We start from the raw sequence: 19,173 nt of genomic DNA on the forward strand, positions 1-19,173 counted from the left end.
TCCGGCGCGGGTCAGTCAGCGATGTGGATGACAGCCTTGCCCAGGATCTTGCCCCCGGCAAGGTCGTGCAGCGCCTCTTTCAGCTCGGCGAAGGGGTAGATGACGTTGACCGGCGGGCGCAGGCCCTCGGCGATCATCCGGGTCAGTTCGTCGTGGACGTCGCCGATGACCGTCGGATGCGCTCTGATGTACTCACCCCAGGCCGCACCCACCACCGAGATGTTGCGGAACAGAACACGATTGAGCTTCACCGACGGGATCCCGCCGGCGGCGAACCCGATGACGACGAACCGCCCGTCGACGGCGACCTGGCGCAGCGCCTCGTCGAACACCTCGCCGCCCACCGGATCGAGCAACACGTCGGCGCCGCGACCGTCGGTGAGCTCCTTGACGCGGGTACCCCAGCCGTCGGTCAGAGCCACCACCTCGTCGGCACCCTCGGACCGCAACAGTTCCTCCGCACCGCTGCGATGCACCACCGCGATCACCCGCGCGCCCAGTGCCTTGGCCACCGCGATGCAGGCCACACCCACCCCGCCGGCGCTGCCCAGCACCACCACGTTCTCACCGGCCTGCACCGCGGCCCGCATCTTGACCGCGAACCAGGCGGTCGGGAAGTTGAGACCCATGGCGGCCCCTTCGTCGAAGGTCAGGCTCGGCGGCAGCGGCAACACCATCTCCACCGGCACAGCCACCTTCTCGGCGAAACCGCCCACCATCGACATGGCGACCACCCGGTCGCCCACCGCATACGGCGACCCCGCCGGCGCCGCGCTCACCACCCCGGCCACCTCGGTTCCCGGAGTGAACGGCGGCGGCACCCGCAGCTGGTACTTGCCCTGCGTCATCAACAGGTCTGGGAAACACAGGCCGCACGACTTGACGTCGATCAGCACCTGACCGTCTGCGGGCACCGGGTCGGCGACGTCGGTGAAGGTCAGTGCGTCTGGTCCGGTTTCCTCGCTGAGGACGTGTGCTTTCATGCCCTCACGGTACGTGAGAGTCAGACCGCCGCAGCGCTTTCCAGCTCGTCGATACGCACCAGTTTGACGCGACGGCGCCCGGCATCGCGGCCCGCCGCCTTCTCGGCGTCATCGATGCTCTTCCATCCCGCCCCGTCGATCCTCTTGGCGCCCCGGCCGGCCGCCAGCGCGGGGATCTCGTCGCGGGAGGCGGTGGGATCGGCGATGGTCCCGTCGATGAAGTCGGCGAGCACCGCGCGCGCGGTCTGCTGCCCGTCCCATCGGTTCATCCCGATCCCGCCGGTGGCACCGCGCTTGATCCACCCGGTGACGTACACCCCGGGCAGCGGGGCACCGCCGGCCTCGGCGAGCACGCGACCGTCGGCGTTGGGTACCACCGACCGCGCGTCGTCGAACGGGAGATCAGGGATGGGGACTGCCCGATATCCGATGGCCCGCAACACCATCGGGGTCTCGATGGTGAACGTGTCGTCGGTGGCCGACACCGCCCCGCCCTCGGCACCGGTGAACTCGTTGCGCACACACCGCAGCGCCGAGACCGCGCCGTCGCCGGTCAACTCGGCGGGTGACACCAGATAGCGGAACACCACGCGGCGATGTCCGTCGGTGGGGGTCCGGTCGGCGAACTCGCGCGCGATGCGGATCTTGGTGGCGATGGTCGAGTCCAGAGATCCGGCGGATTGCGCTGCGGCACTGGAGGGGTCGAGGATCAACTCGTCGGGGTCGATGATCACGTCGACACCGGGCAGATCACCCATGGCCAGGAACTCCGGGTTTGTGTAGGCCGCCTGCGCGATGCCGCGCCGACCCAGCAACACCACCTCGCGCACCTGCGATGACCGCAACCGTTCGATGGCGTGGTCGGCGATGTCGGTGCGCGCCAACGTATCCGGTTCGGTGAGCAGGATCCGCGCGACGTCGAGGGCCACGTTGCCATTGCCCACCACCACCGCACGTTCACCCGAGAGGTCGAAGTCGAGGTCGGCGAAGTCGGGGTGGCCGTTGTACCAGGCCACGAACTGGGTCGCGGGGATCGATCCGGGCAGGTCCTCGCCGGGGACGCCGAGCTTCTTGTCGGTGGGCGCGCCCACGGCGTAGATGACGGCCGAGTAGCGCGAGGTGAGTTCGGCGTGGGTGACATGCGTTCCCACCTCTACGTTGAGGAAGTACTCGAACGACTTCTTGCCCGCCACCGCCGCAAAGCTCTTCTCGACGTTCTTGGTCGACGGATGATCGGGGGCCACCCCGGCGCGCACCAATCCGTAGGGGGTGGGCAGCCGGTCGAACATGTCCACCCGCGCCGCGGAATGCCGCAGCAGTTCTTCGGCGGCGTAGAACGCGGCCGGCCCCGCTCCGACGACCGCGACGTGCAGTTCACGCCCGGCAGGCAGCGGCGGCTGTTTGCGCGGTGGCACCAGCCCACCGGAGACGTCGTGATCGAGGTAGTAATCGGCGTTGATCTGCAGGTAGCGCTCCCCGCGTGCGTCGAGCTGATCGTCGGGGAAGATCGCCTCCACCGGGCACTCGTCGATGCAGGCGCCGCAGTCGATACACGTGTCGGGATCGATGTAGAGCATCTCGGCGGTGGCGAACTCCGGCTCGTCCGGCGTGGGATGAATGCAGTTCACCGGGCACACGGCGACGCAGCTGGCATCGTTGCAGCACGGTTGGGTGATCACATGCGCCATAGGGGCTTCGACCTCGGCTCGTCTCTGACGCCCCCGTCGCGGGAACGTGTGGTCGATCTCAACATTAATTGATGTCAGAGTCGACGCCGCGCAGACCCCGCACGCTGAGCCCGTCCACCTGATCGAGACCGAGCACCGCCGATCGTGATGCCTATGCTGAGCACCGACCGAGAGGACACCCGTGACCGAGCAGACCACCCCGCCCGCACCCGACCGGTTCGATCCACCGCTGGCTCCGCGCGCGGAGAAGGCGCAGTACTTCGAGTCGCGCTATCGGGTCCGCACCGGCGACGTGGACCAACACATGCGCCTGCGCCTTGACGGCACCGCGCGCTATCTGCAGGACATCGCCAACGACAACATCGAGGCCACCGAGTTCCACGCCACCGACCCGTTCTGGATCGTGCGACGCACCGTCATCGACGTCATCTCACCCATCAGCTGGCCGGCCAACCTCACGTTGCAGCGGTGGTGCGGGGCGTTGTCGACCCGATGGACCAACATGCGGGTACGGGTCACCGCCGAGCATGAGACCAACCGGTTCAACACCGAACCGCGACCGCCCGGGCTCATCGAGAGCGAGGGATTCTGGATCAACGTCAACGATCAGGGCCTGCCCTCACGGATCACCGACGAGGCATTCGAGATGCTGGCGGCGATGACCGACGAGCACCGGCTGCGGTGGAAGACCATGATCCCCGATCCGCTGCCCGCCGACGACGGCACCGACCGGCCACATGTGTTGCGTAGCACCGACTTCGATCCGTTCAAGCACCTCAACAACGCCGCCTACTGGGCCGCGGTCGAGGACGAGTTGGTCGAGCATCCGGATCTGATCGCCGGACCGTTTCGCGCGGTGATCGAGTACCTGCGACCCATCACACCTGGCGCCACCATCACCATCCGCCGAACCCGCGAGGGCAACAGACTCCTCATGTGGCTGATCGTCGAGGCACAGGTGGCTGCCACCGTCTCAGTACAGCCCCGGGCCTACGCCTGATCCATGATGTGCGCCACGGTGTTCTGGCCGGTCACTGACCTCCGTTGAGCACCAACTCCATCAGCTTGGTGGGCGCGGCGCAGGGATCGCCAGATGCGGTCTGCGTGCGCGGTTCCACCCACCAGGTGTAGGTACCCCGAATGGGCGACTTCGCGGTCACCCCACACATCGCAGGCCGCCGGGGGTCACGACTGGTGAACGCCGCGGTGGAGGCCACCCGTACGTTCTCGGTGGTGTAGCCGAGCTTCTTGGCGGTGTCCTTCTCCACCTGCAGCGTAGACGTCTCGAACCAGTTGAAGGTCACCCCCGTGATCACCGGTCCACTGACCACCCAGCGGCAGATCGCTCCGTTGAAACTGCTCTCGGCGGTGACCCCGCCGACCGCCTTGGCCAGCACGTCCGGCGCCAGCAGCCGACATTCCAGCGTCAGCTTGTCGAACTGGTCGGTGTCGACGTCGCCTTTGCCCGAGGAGCCACCGGCGTCGACCGAACGGGGCTCCCCGGACACCGCACGGCTGCACCCCGATGCGGTCAGGACAACCGCCAGCAACAGCACTAGGGCTGCCAGCGCCCGCCTCATTTCGACCGCTCGATGGTCAAGGTGGACAACGTCTTCGCTGCCTCGCACACTTTTTCGTCCGCGGTCGCCGACGGACTGGGTGCGGTGGAGGTGCGTGCGGTGGTGCCCAGCGAGACCGACCACTCGAAGAAGTCGGCCCCGAAGGCGATCCCGATCTCGCAGATCCCCAGATCGGAGGCGATGAAGCCTGAGTGTCCGTTGATGGTCAGGTTCTCCACCGAGGCCCGCGCGAGTTGTTCGGTGGCGCGTTCACGTCCGATCGGGCTGCCGCGGTACCAGTTGAACGACATCTGTGGACCCAATTGATCGGCGCCGGTCACCCATTCACACGCCGAGGGATTGTTGACGGTGTTGGTCAGCCCGTTGACACCGGTTGCTTTGGACACGTCGCTGACGTCCACGCCGCCGCATTCGCCGAAGAACGGCCCCGATCCGGCCGGTTCGGTGGGCAGGGCGATGGCGGTGCCACCCGAATCAGACCCGCCGCCGGAGTCCGAGCAGCCGACGGTGAGCGCGGCGGCGGCGGCGAGCACGGCGAGCAGACCCACCGCTCGTCGACCGGCGGCGGCGCGGCGATCACGGCATGTGTTCACGCCCGCAAGTGTAGATGCGTACGGCCCCGGCCGGTCCGCGCTGAGCGGACCCGTCGCGACCTCAGGCGTCTCGCCCGAGCAGTCGTTGTATCTCACGCCGATCGCGTTTGGTCGGGCGCCCGGCCCCACGATCGCGGACCGGGACGGCGGCGAGCAGTTCCCGAGGCGGGGGCGGCGGGCTACGGTCGATCAGCGCTGCTGCGGCGACGGGCGGACCGACGCGCTTGCGCAGCAACTCCACCACCTCGACGATGCGATCGCGGCCGCCCGCCCGCAGCCGCACCTCGTCGCCGACGGCCACCTGCTGGGCAGGTTTGGCCGTCACGCCGTTGACCTTGACGTGCCCGCCGCGACACGCGGCAGCGGCCTCTGACCTCGTCTTGGTCAGCCGCACCGCCCAGATCCAGGCGTCTACCCGCACACTCGACACGCTGCCGAATATATCCGGCGACACCGGCGCGATCTGGGTCGATGCACCCGCGCGGCCGCAAGCGGTGCTCTAGCGTCGAAGCAACTCCGACGTACTCGAGGGATGGTGAGGGCGATGACCCAGATCGATGCCCGCGACAGCGTCCCGACCATGAGCGGTTCGCCTCACTCGCCCGATTGGACGGCGATCTCGGCAGCTGTCGCCGACCTCGACGGGCCGGTGGTCGTCGTCGACGTGGACGCGTTGGAGTTCAACATCGCCGACGTGGCGCGCCGCGCGGGCGGCGTGCCGATCCGCGTGGCGTCGAAGTCGCTGCGGGTGCGCGGGATCATCGAGGACATCCTCGCCCGCGACGGGTTCGCCGGGGTGCTGGCCTACGACCTGGCCGAGGCACACTGGCTGGCCACGGCATCGTCGATCACCGATGTCCTCGTCGGCTACCCCACCGCCAACCGCCACGCCATCGCTGCGCTGGCCGCCGATGAGGTGGCCGCAGCGCGTGTCACTCTGCTCGTCGACAGCATCGAAGGCATCGACCTGATCTGTGCGGCAGTGCCTGCACCGGCTCCGCCGATCCGGGTGGCCATCGATGTCGATGCGTCGCTGCGCGCACCGGTGGTCGGACACATCGGGGTGTGGCGTTCCCCGGTGCACGACACCGCGCAAGCGTCCGCATTGGCGCGCGCCATCATCGCGCGTCCACAGCTGCGACTGGTGGGGGCCATGTCGTATGAGGCACAGATCGCCGGGGTGGGCGATGCGGCCGGTAACCTGTTGCACCGCAGCATGATCCGAGTGATGCAACGACGATCAGCGGCGGAGCTGCGCACCCGGCGGGCGAGGGTGATCGCCGCGATCCAGGAGGTGGCCGATCTGGAGTTCGTCAACGCCGGCGGCACCGGTTCAATCGAGTTCACCGCGACTGACCCGTCGGTGACCGACATCGCGGCGGGCAGTGGATTTTTCGGCGGGCACCTGTTCGACACCTACCGCCACTTTCAGCCGGCCCCGGCGATGGCGTTCGGGCTCACCGTGGTTCGCCGACCGGCCACCGACGTCATCACCTGCCATGGTGGCGGCTGGGTCGCTTCTGGCCCGCCGGGACCGGACCGATTACCTCGCCCGGTGTGGCCGGCAGGATTGCGCTACTTCGACCGCGAGGCGGCCGGCGAGGTGCAGACACCGCTACGCGGACCCGCAGCGGCCACCCTGTCCATCGGTGATCGAGTGTGGTTTCGCCACAGCAAATCCGGGGAGACCGCCGAGCACACCGATGAGATCGTGCTGGTCCGCAGCGGACAGATCGTCGGACGCCACCGCACGTACCGAGGCGAAGGGAAGTGTTTTCTGTGACCCACACCGACTCCCCCACAACGGTTCTCGGCGTACCCGGGCGACGCTTACGCAACTGGGGTCGTACCCAGACCATCAGCCCGACCCGCGCGGTCACCCCGCGCGACACCGACGAGGTGGCCGCTGTCGTACGTGCGGCCCTGGCCCGCAACACCACCGTCAAGGCCATCGGTGCAGGACATAGTTTCAGTGCCATCGCCGCCACCGACGCCATGCTGATCGACACCCGCCACCTGCGCGGGCTGATCGCCACCGACGTGCCCCGAGGCCAGGTGACCCTGGGTGCGGGAACACACCTGTACGAGGTTCCCGGCCTGATCGATCCACTGGGCCTGGCCATGCCCAACCTCGGCGACATCGACCGCCAGACCCTGGCCGGCGCCGTCTCCACCTCCACCCACGGCACCGGTGTCGGGTTCGGCGGACTGGCCACCCAGGTGATCGGGGCGACTATGGTCACCGGCACCGGCGACACCCTGCGGATCGGCCGTCACGATGGGCGGCTGCTGGCCGCCATCGCGCCTGGGCTCGGCGCGCTGGGGGTGCTGGTGGACATCACCCTGCAATGCGTGCCCGCATTCGATCTGAGCGCCGTCGAGGAGATCACCGACTTCGATTCGGCCGTAGCCGATTTCGGTACCCGCATCCGGGAGGTCGATCACCACGAGTTCTACTAGTTCCCCCACACCGACGTGGTGCAGAGCAAGTCCAACACCCGCATGACCCCCGATCCCGCGCGGCGCACCGGCGGCGGCGTGAGCGGATTCATCAACGACGAGGTGGTGTCCAACGCGGCGTTCGGGGCGTTGTGCGCAGTGTCGTCGATGATGCCTGCTCTCACCGCACCGCTGGCCCGGGTGGCCGGTCGGGTGGCCTCGGGCCGCGAGTTCACCGACCGATCCGATCGGGTGTTCACCGCACCGCGCCGCGTGCACTTTCGCGAGATGGAGTACGCGCTGCCCCTCGAGCAGGTGCCTGATGCGATCGGCGAGGTGCGCGCGCTCATCGAACGACGCGGGTACCGGGTGTCGTTTCCCATAGAGGTGCGGGCCACCGCAGCCGACGACCGGATGATGTCGACCGCGTACGGACGCGAGACCGGCTACATCGCCGTGCACCGCTACCACCGAGATCGTGACCACGCCTATTTCCGCGACGTCGAAGACGTCATGATCGGTCGCGGCGGTCGTCCGCACTGGGGCAAGATGCACACCTGCGACGCCCGTCAGCTGCGCGCGGTGTATCCACGATTCGACGAGTTCTGTTCCATACGAGAAGAACTCGATCCGCATCGGGTGTTCACCAACCCCCATCTGGCCACGGTGCTCGACGAGGCGTGAACCACCTCCGCGACGCCTGGGGACGAGCTGGCCTGGCCGCACTGTCTGGGCCAGTTCCCGGTCGGGGTGACTGGTCCCGCGCGGGCGTGTTGGCCGGCGCAGTCACCGCGCTACACGAATTCGACTCCGCTGTTGCGGAATTGGATCTGACCGGCGGCCGGTCCGTGGCGGGCGAGGAAAGCCGATCCACTGTTCGAACACGCGTGCATCACGATGCGGCGACTCTGTTCTCCGGACGAGCCGGCCTGACCGGGGCGGTGCGCAGTGGCACGATCTCGGTGGGTGGAGCCACCCGACTGATGTCGGCAGGCGATGGCGCCTGGTGGGCGTTGACGCTGGCCCGTGCCGCCGACCTGGATCTGGTTCCGGCCCTGGTGGAGGCCGAGGTGACACCGGGAGAACAGTGGCAGGCATTGCACCGCACAGTATCCCGACGGAGTGCGGCGCAGTGGGTGGCGCGGGCGCGGCTGTTGGGCCTGCCTGCGGCCGCCCTGGGCGAGGCCCGCCCGCAGGCCCCGAGCCGCACCGAACGGGGCAGCCCTGCGGTGCTGGGCGACTACCTACTGGTGGCCGACCTGTCCTCGATGTGGGCAGGCCCGCTGTGTGGTCATCTGCTGGCAACTGCGGGCGCGACGGTGGTCAAGGTGGAGAGTACCCGCAGACCCGATGGGACCCGCGCGGGCGACAAAGCCTTCTTTCGGTGGCTGAACGCGGGAAAGCTATCCTACGCAGTTGATTTCGATCGCGATCGACATCGGCTGGCGCGCCTGCTGGCGGTCGCCGACGTGGTGATCGAATCGGCGCGACCACGTGCGCTACGCCGGTTGGGACTCGACGCTGCGAGCATCGCACCCCGACCGGGCCAGGTGTGGCTTCGTATCACCGGGCATGGCGCCACCGGGGACGCAGCGAACTGGGTGGGATTCGGCGATGATGCCGCGGTGGCGGGCGGGTTGGTGGTGCCCGCGTCCCAGGCCCACCCGCCGACTTTCTGCGGCGATGCCATCGCCGACCCACTCACCGGAATCGACGCCGCACGCCTGATCGCCCAGCAACTGTCGGTGGGCGGCGGCGGACTGATCGACATCTCGTTGGCCCACATCGCAGCTCGCTACGCAGAGCTCTCAAGCGACCCGGCCGGCGCGCCGGTGCACACCGGTGAAGAACCCGCACCGCCACCGCCTGCACCCACCGACATCCCCGTGAGCACAGTTGAACTCGGAGCCGACACGTCACGGGTCGAGGTGTTGGTCGAGCAGCGGCTGAACCCGGCCAGGTGACCAGGCCGCCGAGGTTCGGGTCAGCCGACGGCCATCCGCCCACCGTCGACCGCGAGCAGCGATCCGGTGGTGTAGGACGAGTGGGATCCGGCGAAATACAGTACAGCGCCGGTGATCTCGTCTGGTCGACCGCCGCGCTGCAGGGGCCAGGTCGCGGCCATTTCGTCGAAGGCCGCCATGTCCCACCCCGCGCTGATGTCGGTGAAGAACGCGCCCGCCATCACCGTGTTCACCCGCACGGTGGGTCCGTAGGCCGCGGCAAGACCCATCGTCAGCGCATTCATGTCTGACACCGGCCGGTGACGGCCACATTGCACCCGCGCGCCCCGTAGGATCTGGCGCATATTCGTGCCGAGGAATCGCTGCGCGCGCCAGTCACGACCGGAGGTCACATGGGCGTTGGATCGAACACCGGGCCCCATGTCGGTCTGCCGATCGTTTATCACCCCACGAGTTCGGCGGCCGCGTCGCTGCCCACCGAGGCCGGAGCGACCCGGTCTCCCAAGGCATCTGAGGGTACGGCCGCTCGTATCGTGGCCGACGTCGTGGCGCGTGGGCTGCAACCGGGTGACCGGCTTCCCGCCGAGTCCGAGATGCTCGAGGACTATCAGGTGAGCCGGGAGACACTGCGGGAAGCGCTGCGAATTCTGGAGGTCCAGGGCTTGATCACCCTCAAGCGCGGCCCCGGCGGCGGACCGTTCGTCGGCGCGCTCAATGCCCGATACCTGGCCCGCACGGCCACCCTGTTCCTGCATTTGGCCGGCGCGACCTACGACGAGGTGTTCGACACCTGGCAGATCCTGGAGCCGCAACTGGCCGCGCAGGTGGCGCGGATCGATGACCGGGCGCTCAAACAGGCGGCGTTCGCGCCGTTCCTCGACTACGACGTCGCCGCCCACGACGAGGACGAGGTGGTCGCCGACCTGAACAACTTTCACGCGGTGATCGCTGATCTCAGCGGGAACCGGGTCCTCACGCTGCTCACGCAGTCCATCACGCACATCGTGGTCGAGCACGTGCTGGCCTCCAGCGAACGAGTGGCCGAGAACGATGAACTCAACCATGCACACGTCGACATCGCCCAGGCGATCATCGCCGGGCAACCCCGCAAGGCCTCCACACTGATGGCCGACCACATAGCCGAGGTGGTGTCCCGGTTCCGGGAGCGCTACCCGCAGCGGTCGACCGAACTGGTCAAGTGGCTCTAGTACGACACCGGGCGGCCGCTTCTGCGTTACCCCGCGTTTGCTGAGCTGTCCTAAGGTTCTCCGCATGCGTAGCCCCCGTTTCTCACGAACGGTCGTCGTCGTCGCGATAACGTTTCTGGCCATGAGTGGCGCCTCGACCGCAGCAGCGGCCCCCGGTTTCGGGTCGTCGGACTTCGGGACCACCGGTGGTTCAACGGTTCGGTTCGCCACCTACAACGCCAGCCTCAACCGCCCCGCTGCCGGCGGGTTGCTCACGGACCTGCAGTCCGGCGACAACGCCCAGGCCAAGGTGATCGCCGAGATCGTGCAACGCAACCATCCAGACGTGTTGCTGCTCAACGAGTTCGACTACTATCCGGATCTGGCTGCGGCACAGGCGTTCTCGAACAATTACCTCAAGCGGTCGCAGCGGGGGGCCACCCCGATCGACTACCCGTACCTCTACACCGCACCGGTGAACACCGGCGTGCCCACCGGGGTCGATCTGAACAAGGACGGCAAGACCGACGGACCAGACGACGCCTACGGCTTCGGGGCGTTCCCCGGCCAGTACGGGATGCTGGTCGCCTCGAAGTTCCCCATCGACACCGCCAACGTGCGCACCTTCCAGAACTTCTTGTGGAAAGACATGCCGGGCAACCTGATTCCGCGGGACTACTACGGGGCGTTCGCCGACAAGCTGCGCCTGTCGAGCAAGTCGCACTGGGATCTGCCCATCGATGTGCACGGCCGCACCATCCACCTGTTGGCCTCCCACCCCACCCCGCCCAGCTTCGACGGGCCCGAGGACCGCAACGGTCGCCGCAACCACGACGAGGTGCGACTGTCGGCGGACTACATCGCCGGCGGTACACGAGCCGACTACATCTACGACGACAAAGGTGTGCGCGGCGGACTACCGCGTGGCGCGAAGTTCGTGATGGTGGGCGACCAGAACAGCGACCCCAACGACGGCGGAGCGCCCGGACCAGGTGTCGGAGCCATCAACCAGGTGCTCTCGCTGCCCCGCGTGCAGGACCCCAAGCCCACCTCACTGGGTGCGGTGATCGACAGCGCCGGCGAGACCGGTCACAAGACCCCGCCGCAATACCGCACCGCCGACTTCTCCGATCCCGAGCCGGGCAACCTGCGCGTGGACTACGTGCTGCCCTCGCGTGGCCTGCAGATCGTCGGGTCGCAGGTGTACTGGCAGGCGCCGGGGCAGCCGCTGCGCGAGTTCATGCCGCCGACGGTCAGCAGCGATCACCGACTGGTGTGGCTCGACCTGCGGCTCTGAGGTGCGTCGCGTCGATCGTCGGGGCCAGCTGACACACTCCTGCTCATGAGCCAGTCTGCCACCGAGCCCGATCCTGTGATGGAGCAGATCACCGCCGCGGTCACCGCGCATCGAGCGGGATCAGGACAGCCCCGCGATGACCTGATCGCGTTGTGGTCGCGGCTCACCCCAGCCGGGGACCCGTTGCACCGATGCGTGCTCGCCCACCACCTCGCCGACAGGGTCGACGACCCCGCACAGGCCCTGATGTGGGACGTGCGTGCACTCGACGCCGCCGACCTCATCGATGACGCACGGGCCGCCGAGCAACGCCTCAGCCTGCAGGTGGCGGCCTTCTACCCGTCGCTGCACCTCAACATCGCCGACAACCTGCGTCGTCTCGGATCATTCGGTGCCGCAGGTGATCACGTCGCCGCCGCCCGCGCCCGCGCCGGAGCCCTGGCCGATCTGGGTCCCGAGCACTCGGACTATGTGACGCTGCTCCGCACCCTCATCGACGAGATCGCCGCGCTGGTCACCGAACGCTCGTCAGCACCGCGCGACACCCGCGCCTGATGACGCGGCGTGCTGGTCGGTATCAGCGGATCTGCACGATCGTGGTGGGAACGGCCAGCTGTGACCACGCACGATCTGCGGTCAGCACCTGCGAGTCAGCGACCCGGAGTGCAACTGCGAGGCAGCAGCGGTCGCCCAGGGACAGTTGGCGCGCCCCATCGAGCACAAGCAGCACCGCCGCAAGCTGAGCGTCGTCGACCGTGATCTCGGTGTAGGCAACCCCTGCGGCAGCCAGCTGGGCCGTGACGGCTCGTGGATCTCCGCCAACGTCAACGACTTTCGTCAAGATCTCCGCCAGATTGACCGTAAAGACCGTCGCCCCGTCGAGTCGTTCTGCGACCATCGACGCACCAGGCTCGTCGTTGAGCAGCGCCAACACTGCCGAGGCGTCGAGGACTCTCATTCGCTGTCGCGTGCAGCCTCGGCTGCGCGCTCGGCCAGCAATTCCTCGACCAGCGACCGCCCATCGGACGAGGCCAGCAGAATCCCGCGGAGACCGGCACCGGCATCCCGCGGAGGTTCGATGACAATTCGGCGCCCTTCCAGGGCGACATGGACGACATCCCCTTCGCCAAGGCCCAGATCGCTGCGCAGCTCCGCTGGGATGACAATCCGACCTTGACGACCCACCGTCGTAGTGCCATGCATTGCGGCACTGATGCACTTCTTGCGCCTTAACATCACTCCCGCACATGGCGGGCCGCTGACCGAAAGGCGGCTGAGCCTTCAGGCTCCGATGGCCGGTCCGATCACCCGCCAGCTGTCGCGCATCTCGGCCTCGAACAGCGACCAGGTGTGCGCGCCCTGCCCGAACACGCGATAGGTGTGTCGCACACCCGCACCGCGCAGCGCGGCCGCGAGCTGATCGGTGCAGAACTTGGTGACCTGCTCCACCTGCGAGGGCCCCAGCGCCAGTTGCGGATTCGCTCCGCCGTCGATGGCTCCGGGCACACCGGTCGTCGAGGCGAGGTACACTGCGACGCCACGCAGTCGAGCAGGGTTGCGCGTGGGGTCATGGTCGACCCAGGCCGGATTGCTGGGAGCACCGAACATGTTCAACGCGTTGCCTCCCCCGAAAGCGGTGGTCGCGGTGACCGCCGCGATACCTGCCGGCGAACTGATGGCCGGGCATCCGCTGTAGGACGCCGCAGCACGGTAGGCACCTCTCGATCGTCCCGCGAGGTCGAGCGCCGGTCCCCCACTCAACGACAGTCCCGCGATCGCCTTGCGACCGGTGGTGGGGAACCGAGCCGCCAGCGCCGACGGGAGCTCGGAGTTCAGGTATGTCTCCCACCGGTTGACACCCAGGCGAGGGTCGGGCCGCTGCCAGTTCGCGTACCAGCTGAACGGACCACCGAGCGGTGACACCACCATTATCTGACGGCCGGCGAAGAACTGCCGATAGCGCGTCTGCTTGACCCAGCTGTCGCCCTCGATCCCACCCGAACGGCCGTTGAGCAGGTAAAACACCGGCGCAGGTCCGGGCCTCGGCGCAAGCAACACCTGGTTGGGGATGACGCGGCCCATCGACGGCGAGAACACCCACACGGTGGCCAAGCCGGCATCGACGCGGTCGATTCGGGTGACCGCAGCCGCCGGCGCCGCGGCGGCCGTGGGCGCCACCACTGCCGCGGTAGCAGCCACCGACAGCAACGCCACGCATCGGCTCAAGGTTCGCAATATCGCCACGACACGTAATGGAACTGTCCCGTACCGGACAAGTCCAGAATGACCGACCGTTCGTTACCCAACCGAGATGTATTGCCCTGCGGGCATCCGTGAGGCAAGGGTGTCGACACCGACCGTTGTCCACGAGACCTCATCCTGACGGTCCGCGTAGCGTCGTCGTATGTCTGCACGTAGTGACCTCGCTGCGCTCGATACGGCGGTGTGTGAGTGCCGGGCGTGTCCCCGGCTGGTGGCCTGGCGCGAGCAGGTGGCCCGAGAGAAGAAGCGCGCCTACGCCGATCACATCTACTGGGGCCGAGGAGTTCCCGGATTCGGTCCAGCGACCGCACGCCTGCTCATCGTCGGGTTGGCCCCAGCCGCGCACGGCGCCAATCGCACCGGGCGGATGTTCACCGGTGACCGCAGCGGCGACGTACTTTTCGCGGCACTACACGCGGTCGGGCTGGCCAACCAACCGAATTCAGATTCCGTCGGCGACGGGATGGCGCTGCACGACGTACGTATCACTGCGCCGGTTCACTGCGCTCCCCCCGCCAACGCACCCACCCCGGCCGAACGGGATGCCTGCGCGCACTGGCTGCAGTCCGAGCTGACGATCCTGGCTCCGCGGCTGCGCGCGGTGGTGGCCCTGGGCGCGTTCGGCTGGCAGGCCGCGTTGACTGCGTTACAGACGCACGGTCGCGTGATCGGCGTGCCCCGGCCACGATTCGGGCACGGCAAGCACGTCGATCTGCCCTACGCCGACCGCCCTCGGGCGCGGCCGCTTCGGCTGTACGGCAGCTACCACGTCTCGCAGCAGAACACCTTCACCGGGCGGCTCACACCGGCGATGCTGGAGTCCGTTCTTGCCGACGCAGCCGAGTTCGCCGGAATCCGCGCCGGCTGAGCCACAGAACCGTCCTTCTGCGCGACAATGAGGACATGCCCGAGCAGCCACGCAAGGTCGACCCGATCGAGAAGGCTCGTGACAACTGGGTGGCCGCGGGGTGGGGCGATGTGGCCGACGGCATGGTGGCCGTCACTTCGGTGATGCGAGCACACCAGATACTGCTGGCGCGGGTGGAGGCCGCGCTGCGACCTTTCGAGCTGACCTTCGCGCGCTTCGAACTCCTGCGCCTGCTGGCTTTCAGCCGCACCGGTTCGCTACCCATCACCCGCGCCAGCGACCGTCTGCAGGTGCACGTCACCAGCGTCACCCACGCCATCCGGCGACTGGAAGCCGCCGGCCTCGTGCGTCGGCTTCCCCATCCGACCGACGGTCGGACCACGCTGGTCGAGATCACCCCGGTGGGACGGTCGACGGTCGAAGAGGCCACCGCCCGACTCAACGACGAGGTGTTCTCCGACATCGGGCTCTCACCGCAACACTCTGCTGCGCTTGTCGATTCGATCGAAGCCTTACGCCGCAACGCCGGCGACTTCTGACCCGTGAGTGAATTGCACCCCCCGGCGGGTGCAATTCACTCACCCGACGCGCAGCGTCTCGATGACCGCGCTGAAATCCTTGCCCGCGTTGTCTTTCGCGAACTCGGCGTAGATCTCGGCCGCGTGAGTGCCAAGTGGCGCGGTGGCGCCGGTGGAGTTCACCGCATCCATCGCCAGCCCGAGATCCTTGTTCATCAGGGCGGTGGCAAATCCCGGCGTGAAGTCGTTGTTGGCCGGTGAGGTGGGCACAGGACCGGGCACCGGACAGTTGGTGTGCACCGACCAGCAGTTGCCGGTGGCCCCGGTGATCACATCGAACAGCGATTGCGCCGACAACCCCAGTTTCTCGGCCAACACGAACGCCTCACCGATGGCGATCTGCTGCACCGCCAACACCATGTTGTTGCACACCTTGGCCGCCTGGCCGCTGCCGGTGGCACCGCAGTGGATGATCTTGCCCGCCATCGGCTCCAACGCCGGCTTGGCCTGCGCGAAGGCCTCGTCGCTGCCCCCGACCATGAAGGCCAAGGTCCCCGCAGCGGCACCCTTCACCCCGCCCGACACCGGCGCATCCACCTGGGCGAAACCATGCTCGTCGGCCAACGCGTTCACCGCGCGCGCATCGTCGACGGAGATGGTGGAACTGTCGATGAACACCGCACCGGCCGGGGTGACGGGCAGGATCTCGGCGTAGGCCGAGCGCACCAGCGCTCCGTTGGGCAGCATCGTGATCACCACGTCGGCATGCGCCACCGCTTCGACCGCCGAACCGACCACCGACACACCGGCTTCGGTGGCCGCAGCCTGCGCGGCCGGGACCGGGTCATAGCCGTCGACCGTGTGACCCGCAGCGACCAGGTTGGCCGCCATCGGCCCGCCCATGTGGCCCAGACCCAGAAATCCGATCCGATTCATCTCGAACGCCCTCCCCCGGTGGCATCGGCGGCAACCGCGCGTCCGATGACCAACCGCATGATCTCGTTGGTGCCCTCGAGGATTCGATTCACCCGCAGATCACGGACGATCTTCTCCACCCCGTAGTCGTGCAGGTATCCGTACCCGCCGTGTAGCTGCAGTGCCTTGTCGGCCACCTCGTAACAGTGCTCGGTCACGAACTTCTTGGCCATCGCGCACAACGCCACCTTGTCGGGGTGATCGTTGTCCAAGGCGGTCGCCGCGCGCTCCAGGATGAGTCGCGACGCCTCGATGTCGGTGGCCATGTCGGCCAACGTGAACCGGATGGTCGGCTCGTCGATGAGGCTGCCGCCGAACGCTTCCCGATCACGCAAATAGGACTTGGCCAGATCCAACGCCTGACGGGCACCGCCCAGCGAGCAGGCCGCGATGTTGAGTCGGCCGCCGTTGAGCCCGTTCATGGCGATCCGGAAACCCGTGCCCTCACCCGCGGGGCCACCCAACATGTTGGCGGCCGGCACCCGCACCCCGTCGAACACGACCTGCGCGGTGGGCTGGGCATTCCAGCCCATCTTCTTCTCCTGGGCACCGAATGACAGTCCAGGCGTTCCGTTCTCGACGATGAACGTAGAGATGCCCTTGGGTCCGTCACCACCGGTGCGGGCCATCACCACGTACACGTCCGACACCCCACCACCGGAGATGAACTGCTTCACCCCGTCGAGAACGTAGTGGTCGCCGTCACGAACGGCCTTGGTGCGCAACGCTGCCGCATCCGACCCGGCCGACGGCTCGGTGAGGCAATAGCTGGCGACGAGCTCCATGGGGGCCAGCTTGGGAATCCACTTGGCGCGCTGCTCCACGGTGCCGAACTGATCGATCATCCAGGTGGCCATGTTGTGGATGGACAGGAACGCCGAAGTGGTCGGATCGGCCACCGCGAGTTCGGTGAAGATCCGCACGCCGTCGAGCCGGGTGAGCCCGCTACCACCGAACTCTTCGTCGCAGTAGATGGCGGCCATCCCCAACTCGGCGGCCTCGCGCAGCTCATCGATCGGAAAGTGCTTGCTCGCATCCCATTCCAACGCGAACGGGGCGATCTTCTTGGCCGCGAACGCGGCGGCGGTCTCGGCGATCACGTCACTGACATCGTCGGTGGCCGATCCGTGGGCGCTTGCGGTGGTTGCGACAGCCATGCTCACTCCATCGTCGGGATGACGAACTCGGCGCCATCCTTGATTCCCGACGGCCACCGCGTGGTGATCGTCTTGACCTTGGTGTAGAACTGGATCGATGCGGTGCCGTGCTGGTTGAGATCGCCGAATCCGGATCGCTTCCAGCCGCCAAATGTGTGGTAGGCCACCGGAACCGGGATCGGGACGTTGACGCCCACCATCCCCACCTGCACGCGTGACACGAAATCCCTTGCGGCGTCACCGTCTTGGGTGAAGATGGCCACGCCGTTGCCGTATTCGTGCTCAGACGGCAGGGCAAGTGCCTCCTCGTAGGTCTTGGCCCGCACGATGCACAGCACCGGGCCGAAGATCTCATCGGTGTAGATCGACATGTCCTTGGTGACATGGTCGAACAGGGTGGGGCCGATGAAGTAACCGCCCTCCAGCGAGGCGTCACCGAACGTGAGGTCGTCGGCGGCCCGCTCGCGACCGTCGATCACGATTTCGGCGCCGGCGTCGACGCCCTGGCGGATGTAGTCGCGCACCCGCTCCAACGCAGCCGAGGTGACCAGCGGACCGTAGTCGGCTTTGGGGTCGTGACTGTGGCCGACGCGCAGCGCCCGGACGCGGTCGACGAGCCTGGCGCGCAGGCGGTTTGCCGTCTCCTCGCCGACCGGCACGGCCACGCTGATGGCCATGCATCGCTCACCGGCGCTGCCGTAGCCGGCGCCGATCAACGCGTCGACCACCTGGTCGAGGTCGGCGTCGGGCAGGATGATCATGTGGTTCTTGGCGCCACCGAAGCACTGGGCGCGCTTCCCGTTGGCGGCCGCGGTCGAGTAGATGTACTGCGCGATGTCGGAGCTTCCGACAAAACCGAAAGCCTGCACGTCGGGGTGGTTGAGCAGCGCGTCGACGGCCACCTTGTCGCCGTGCACAACCTGGAAGGCCCCGGCGGGCAGGCCGGCTTCGAGAAACAGCTCGGCCAGGCGCAGCGGCACCGACGGATCACGCTCGGACGGCTTGAGCACGAACGCATTTCCACACGCGAGCGCCGGACCGGCCTTCCACAGCGGGATCATCGCGGGGAAGTTGAACGGGGTGATGCCGGCGACCACCCCGAGGGGCTGGCGGATGGAGTGGACGTCGATGCCGGTACCGGCACCCTCGGTGAACTCGCCCTTGATGAGGTGCGGGATGCCGATGGCGAACTCGATGACCTCCACGCCGCGCTGGATGTCACCCTTGGCGTCGGCGATGGTCTTGCCGTGCTCGATGGAGAGCAGCTCGGCGAGCTCGTCGACGTTGTCGTTGACGAGCTGGATGAACTTCATCATCACGCGAGCACGTCGCTGCGGGTTGTATGCGGCCCATACCTTCTGGGCGTCGACGGCCACGGCCACGGCGGCGTCGACCTCCTCGACCGACGCGAGCGGCACGGTGGCCTGGACCTCGCCGGTGCTCGGGTTCAACACGTCGGCACTGCGGCCGGAGGTGCCGGCGCGCCGGGCGCCGGAGATGAAGTGCGGAATCTCGTTGGTCATTGCGGTCCCCAAGTTCGGTGTGACGGCGGCCTGCACCGCTTACTTGGATATCCTAGTGACAGAACACTTGCATGTCCAAGTTTCTGATCATGTGACTGCCGTCACGTATCGTTTTCATCAGATGTCGTCGGCCTGCCAC

General features: G+C 67.5%; 19 protein-coding genes and 2 pseudogenes. 10 read left to right on the plus strand and 11 right to left on the minus strand.

Annotated features, from left to right (window positions below):
• Nucleotides 1-11: 11 nt before the first annotated feature.
• A complete protein-coding gene (locus KIK15_RS03430; RefSeq protein ID WP_214242711.1) occupies nucleotides 12-983 on the minus strand; it encodes an NADPH:quinone oxidoreductase family protein in 972 nt (323 codons plus the stop codon).
• A gap of 20 nt (nucleotides 984-1,003) precedes the next feature.
• Nucleotides 1,004-2,671: an FAD-dependent oxidoreductase gene (locus KIK15_RS03435; RefSeq protein WP_214242712.1), complete on the minus strand. Its 1,668-nt coding sequence runs from the start codon at nucleotides 2,669-2,671 to the stop codon at nucleotides 1,004-1,006.
• Between the two features lie 229 nt (nucleotides 2,672-2,900).
• On the opposite strand from KIK15_RS03435, the gene KIK15_RS03440 reads away from it, so the two are divergent.
• Nucleotides 2,901-3,671 carry an acyl-[acyl-carrier-protein] thioesterase gene (locus KIK15_RS03440; protein ID WP_250324134.1) on the plus strand — a complete coding sequence of 257 codons (771 nt, stop codon included), beginning with the start codon at nucleotides 2,901-2,903 and terminating at the stop codon, nucleotides 3,669-3,671.
• A 31-nt stretch (nucleotides 3,672-3,702) separates the two neighbouring features.
• Here the strand turns inward: KIK15_RS03440 and KIK15_RS03445 are convergent, their stop codons facing one another.
• Entirely contained in the window at nucleotides 3,703-4,251 is a 549-nt protein-coding gene (locus KIK15_RS03445) for a DUF3558 domain-containing protein (RefSeq protein ID WP_214242714.1), read from the minus strand.
• Nucleotides 4,248-5,274: pseudogene (locus KIK15_RS18830) on the minus strand (DUF3558 family protein). Before KIK15_RS18830 ends, KIK15_RS03445 begins: the two are co-directional and overlap by 4 nt.
• A gap of 150 nt (nucleotides 5,275-5,424) precedes the next feature.
• Between KIK15_RS18830 and KIK15_RS03460 the strand changes: the two are divergent.
• From KIK15_RS03460 to KIK15_RS03470, 4 genes and pseudogenes are all read left to right on the plus strand, one after another.
• On the plus strand, nucleotides 5,425-6,627 hold the full coding sequence (locus KIK15_RS03460) for an alanine racemase (RefSeq protein WP_214243242.1): 1,203 nt from the start codon (nucleotides 5,425-5,427) through the stop codon (nucleotides 6,625-6,627).
• Nucleotides 6,624-7,304 carry an FAD-binding protein gene (locus KIK15_RS18700; protein WP_307851716.1) on the plus strand — a complete coding sequence of 227 codons (681 nt, stop codon included), beginning with the start codon at nucleotides 6,624-6,626 and terminating at the stop codon, nucleotides 7,302-7,304. The genes KIK15_RS03460 and KIK15_RS18700 overlap by 4 nt, the downstream gene beginning before the upstream one ends.
• Nucleotides 7,305-7,316: 12 nt before the next feature.
• Nucleotides 7,317-7,967, plus strand: a pseudogene (locus tag KIK15_RS18705) (D-arabinono-1,4-lactone oxidase); the annotation flags it as partial.
• On the plus strand, nucleotides 7,964-9,247 hold the full coding sequence (locus KIK15_RS03470) for a CoA transferase (RefSeq protein WP_214242716.1): 1,284 nt from the start codon (nucleotides 7,964-7,966) through the stop codon (nucleotides 9,245-9,247). The pseudogene KIK15_RS18705 and the gene KIK15_RS03470, both read left to right, overlap by 4 nt.
• A 20-nt stretch (nucleotides 9,248-9,267) precedes the next feature.
• Here the strand turns inward: KIK15_RS03470 and KIK15_RS03475 are convergent, their stop codons facing one another.
• Nucleotides 9,268-9,531 carry an SDR family oxidoreductase gene (locus tag KIK15_RS03475; protein ID WP_250323916.1) on the minus strand — a complete coding sequence of 88 codons (264 nt, stop codon included), beginning with the start codon at nucleotides 9,529-9,531 and terminating at the stop codon, nucleotides 9,268-9,270.
• Between the two features lie 108 nt (nucleotides 9,532-9,639).
• Between KIK15_RS03475 and KIK15_RS03480 the strand changes: the two genes are divergently transcribed.
• From KIK15_RS03480 to KIK15_RS03490, 3 genes are all read left to right on the plus strand, one after another.
• The gene (locus KIK15_RS03480) at nucleotides 9,640-10,455 is read left to right on the plus strand and encodes a FadR/GntR family transcriptional regulator (RefSeq protein ID WP_214242718.1); all 816 of its coding nucleotides are present in this window, start codon (nucleotides 9,640-9,642) and stop codon (nucleotides 10,453-10,455) included.
• A 121-nt stretch (nucleotides 10,456-10,576) separates the two neighbouring features.
• Entirely contained in the window at nucleotides 10,577-11,731 is a 1,155-nt protein-coding gene (locus tag KIK15_RS03485) for an endonuclease/exonuclease/phosphatase family protein (protein ID WP_214242719.1), read from the plus strand.
• Between the two features lie 45 nt (nucleotides 11,732-11,776).
• Nucleotides 11,777-12,286, plus strand: a complete 510-nt coding sequence (locus tag KIK15_RS03490; RefSeq protein ID WP_214242720.1) for a hypothetical protein — start codon at nucleotides 11,777-11,779, stop codon at nucleotides 12,284-12,286.
• Between the two features lie 22 nt (nucleotides 12,287-12,308).
• On the opposite strand, the gene KIK15_RS03495 is transcribed toward KIK15_RS03490, so the two are convergent.
• From KIK15_RS03495 to KIK15_RS03505, 3 genes are read right to left on the minus strand one after another with little or no spacing between them, the layout of a single operon-like run.
• On the minus strand, nucleotides 12,309-12,689 hold the full coding sequence (locus KIK15_RS03495) for a PIN domain-containing protein (RefSeq protein WP_214242721.1): 381 nt from the start codon (nucleotides 12,687-12,689) through the stop codon (nucleotides 12,309-12,311).
• A complete protein-coding gene (locus tag KIK15_RS03500; protein ID WP_214242722.1) occupies nucleotides 12,686-12,967 on the minus strand; it encodes an AbrB/MazE/SpoVT family DNA-binding domain-containing protein in 282 nt (93 codons plus the stop codon). The genes KIK15_RS03495 and KIK15_RS03500 overlap by 4 nt, the downstream gene beginning before the upstream one ends.
• Before the next feature lie 45 nt (nucleotides 12,968-13,012).
• On the minus strand, nucleotides 13,013-13,975 hold the full coding sequence (locus tag KIK15_RS03505) for an alpha/beta hydrolase family protein (protein ID WP_307851717.1): 963 nt from the start codon (nucleotides 13,973-13,975) through the stop codon (nucleotides 13,013-13,015).
• Between the two features lie 160 nt (nucleotides 13,976-14,135).
• Between KIK15_RS03505 and KIK15_RS03510 the strand changes: the two genes are divergently transcribed.
• Together KIK15_RS03510 and KIK15_RS03515 are read left to right on the plus strand one after the other, a co-directional pair.
• Nucleotides 14,136-14,861 (plus strand): uracil-DNA glycosylase, encoded by a 726-nt coding sequence (locus KIK15_RS03510; protein WP_214242723.1) that lies wholly within the window; start codon nucleotides 14,136-14,138, stop codon nucleotides 14,859-14,861.
• A gap of 35 nt (nucleotides 14,862-14,896) precedes the next feature.
• Nucleotides 14,897-15,400: a MarR family winged helix-turn-helix transcriptional regulator gene (locus KIK15_RS03515; RefSeq protein WP_214242724.1), complete on the plus strand. Its 504-nt coding sequence runs from the start codon at nucleotides 14,897-14,899 to the stop codon at nucleotides 15,398-15,400.
• A gap of 39 nt (nucleotides 15,401-15,439) precedes the next feature.
• On the opposite strand, the gene mmsB is transcribed toward KIK15_RS03515, so the two are convergent.
• Genes mmsB through KIK15_RS03530 form a run of 3 tightly spaced genes read right to left on the minus strand, consistent with a single transcriptional unit; the run spans nucleotide 15,440 to nucleotide 19,034 of the window.
• Nucleotides 15,440-16,315: a 3-hydroxyisobutyrate dehydrogenase gene (gene mmsB, locus KIK15_RS03520; protein WP_214242725.1), complete on the minus strand. Its 876-nt coding sequence runs from the start codon at nucleotides 16,313-16,315 to the stop codon at nucleotides 15,440-15,442.
• Nucleotides 16,312-17,511: an acyl-CoA dehydrogenase family protein gene (locus KIK15_RS03525; RefSeq protein WP_214242726.1), complete on the minus strand. Its 1,200-nt coding sequence runs from the start codon at nucleotides 17,509-17,511 to the stop codon at nucleotides 16,312-16,314. The genes mmsB and KIK15_RS03525 overlap by 4 nt, the downstream gene beginning before the upstream one ends.
• A 2-nt stretch (nucleotides 17,512-17,513) precedes the next feature.
• Nucleotides 17,514-19,034 carry a CoA-acylating methylmalonate-semialdehyde dehydrogenase gene (locus KIK15_RS03530; protein ID WP_214242727.1) on the minus strand — a complete coding sequence of 507 codons (1,521 nt, stop codon included), beginning with the start codon at nucleotides 19,032-19,034 and terminating at the stop codon, nucleotides 17,514-17,516.
• Nucleotides 19,035-19,173: the final 139 nt, after the last annotated feature.

Source organism: Williamsia sp. CHRR-6 (assembly GCF_018474015.1).
Lineage (GTDB): Bacteria > Actinomycetota > Actinomycetes > Mycobacteriales > Mycobacteriaceae > Williamsia_A.

Excerpts from the sequence above, each read along its gene's own strand:
- KIK15_RS03490 (WP_214242720.1), top strand. The coding sequence starts at position 11,777 with ATGAGCCAGTCTGCCACCGAGCCCGATCCTGTGATGGAGCAGATCACC.
- KIK15_RS03515 (WP_214242724.1), top strand. The coding sequence starts at position 14,897 with ATGCCCGAGCAGCCACGCAAGGTCGACCCGATCGAGAAGGCTCGTGAC.
- KIK15_RS03445 (WP_214242714.1), bottom strand. The coding sequence starts at position 4,251 with ATGAGGCGGGCGCTGGCAGCCCTAGTGCTGTTGCTGGCGGTTGTCCTG.
- KIK15_RS03480 (WP_214242718.1), top strand. The coding sequence starts at position 9,640 with ATGGGCGTTGGATCGAACACCGGGCCCCATGTCGGTCTGCCGATCGTT.
- KIK15_RS03435 (WP_214242712.1), bottom strand. The coding sequence starts at position 2,671 with ATGGCGCATGTGATCACCCAACCGTGCTGCAACGATGCCAGCTGCGTC.
- KIK15_RS03495 (WP_214242721.1), bottom strand. The coding sequence starts at position 12,689 with ATGAGAGTCCTCGACGCCTCGGCAGTGTTGGCGCTGCTCAACGACGAG.
- KIK15_RS03500 (WP_214242722.1), bottom strand. The coding sequence starts at position 12,967 with ATGTTAAGGCGCAAGAAGTGCATCAGTGCCGCAATGCATGGCACTACG.
- KIK15_RS03510 (WP_214242723.1), top strand. The coding sequence starts at position 14,136 with ATGTCTGCACGTAGTGACCTCGCTGCGCTCGATACGGCGGTGTGTGAG.
- mmsB (WP_214242725.1), bottom strand. The coding sequence starts at position 16,315 with ATGAATCGGATCGGATTTCTGGGTCTGGGCCACATGGGCGGGCCGATG.
- KIK15_RS03460 (WP_214243242.1), top strand. The coding sequence starts at position 5,425 with ATGAGCGGTTCGCCTCACTCGCCCGATTGGACGGCGATCTCGGCAGCT.
- KIK15_RS03475 (WP_250323916.1), bottom strand. The coding sequence starts at position 9,531 with ATGAATGCGCTGACGATGGGTCTTGCCGCGGCCTACGGACCCACCGTG.
- KIK15_RS03525 (WP_214242726.1), bottom strand. The coding sequence starts at position 17,511 with ATGGCTGTCGCAACCACCGCAAGCGCCCACGGATCGGCCACCGACGAT.
- KIK15_RS03530 (WP_214242727.1), bottom strand. The coding sequence starts at position 19,034 with ATGACCAACGAGATTCCGCACTTCATCTCCGGCGCCCGGCGCGCCGGC.
- KIK15_RS03430 (WP_214242711.1), bottom strand. The coding sequence starts at position 983 with ATGAAAGCACACGTCCTCAGCGAGGAAACCGGACCAGACGCACTGACC.
- KIK15_RS03485 (WP_214242719.1), top strand. The coding sequence starts at position 10,577 with ATGAGTGGCGCCTCGACCGCAGCAGCGGCCCCCGGTTTCGGGTCGTCG.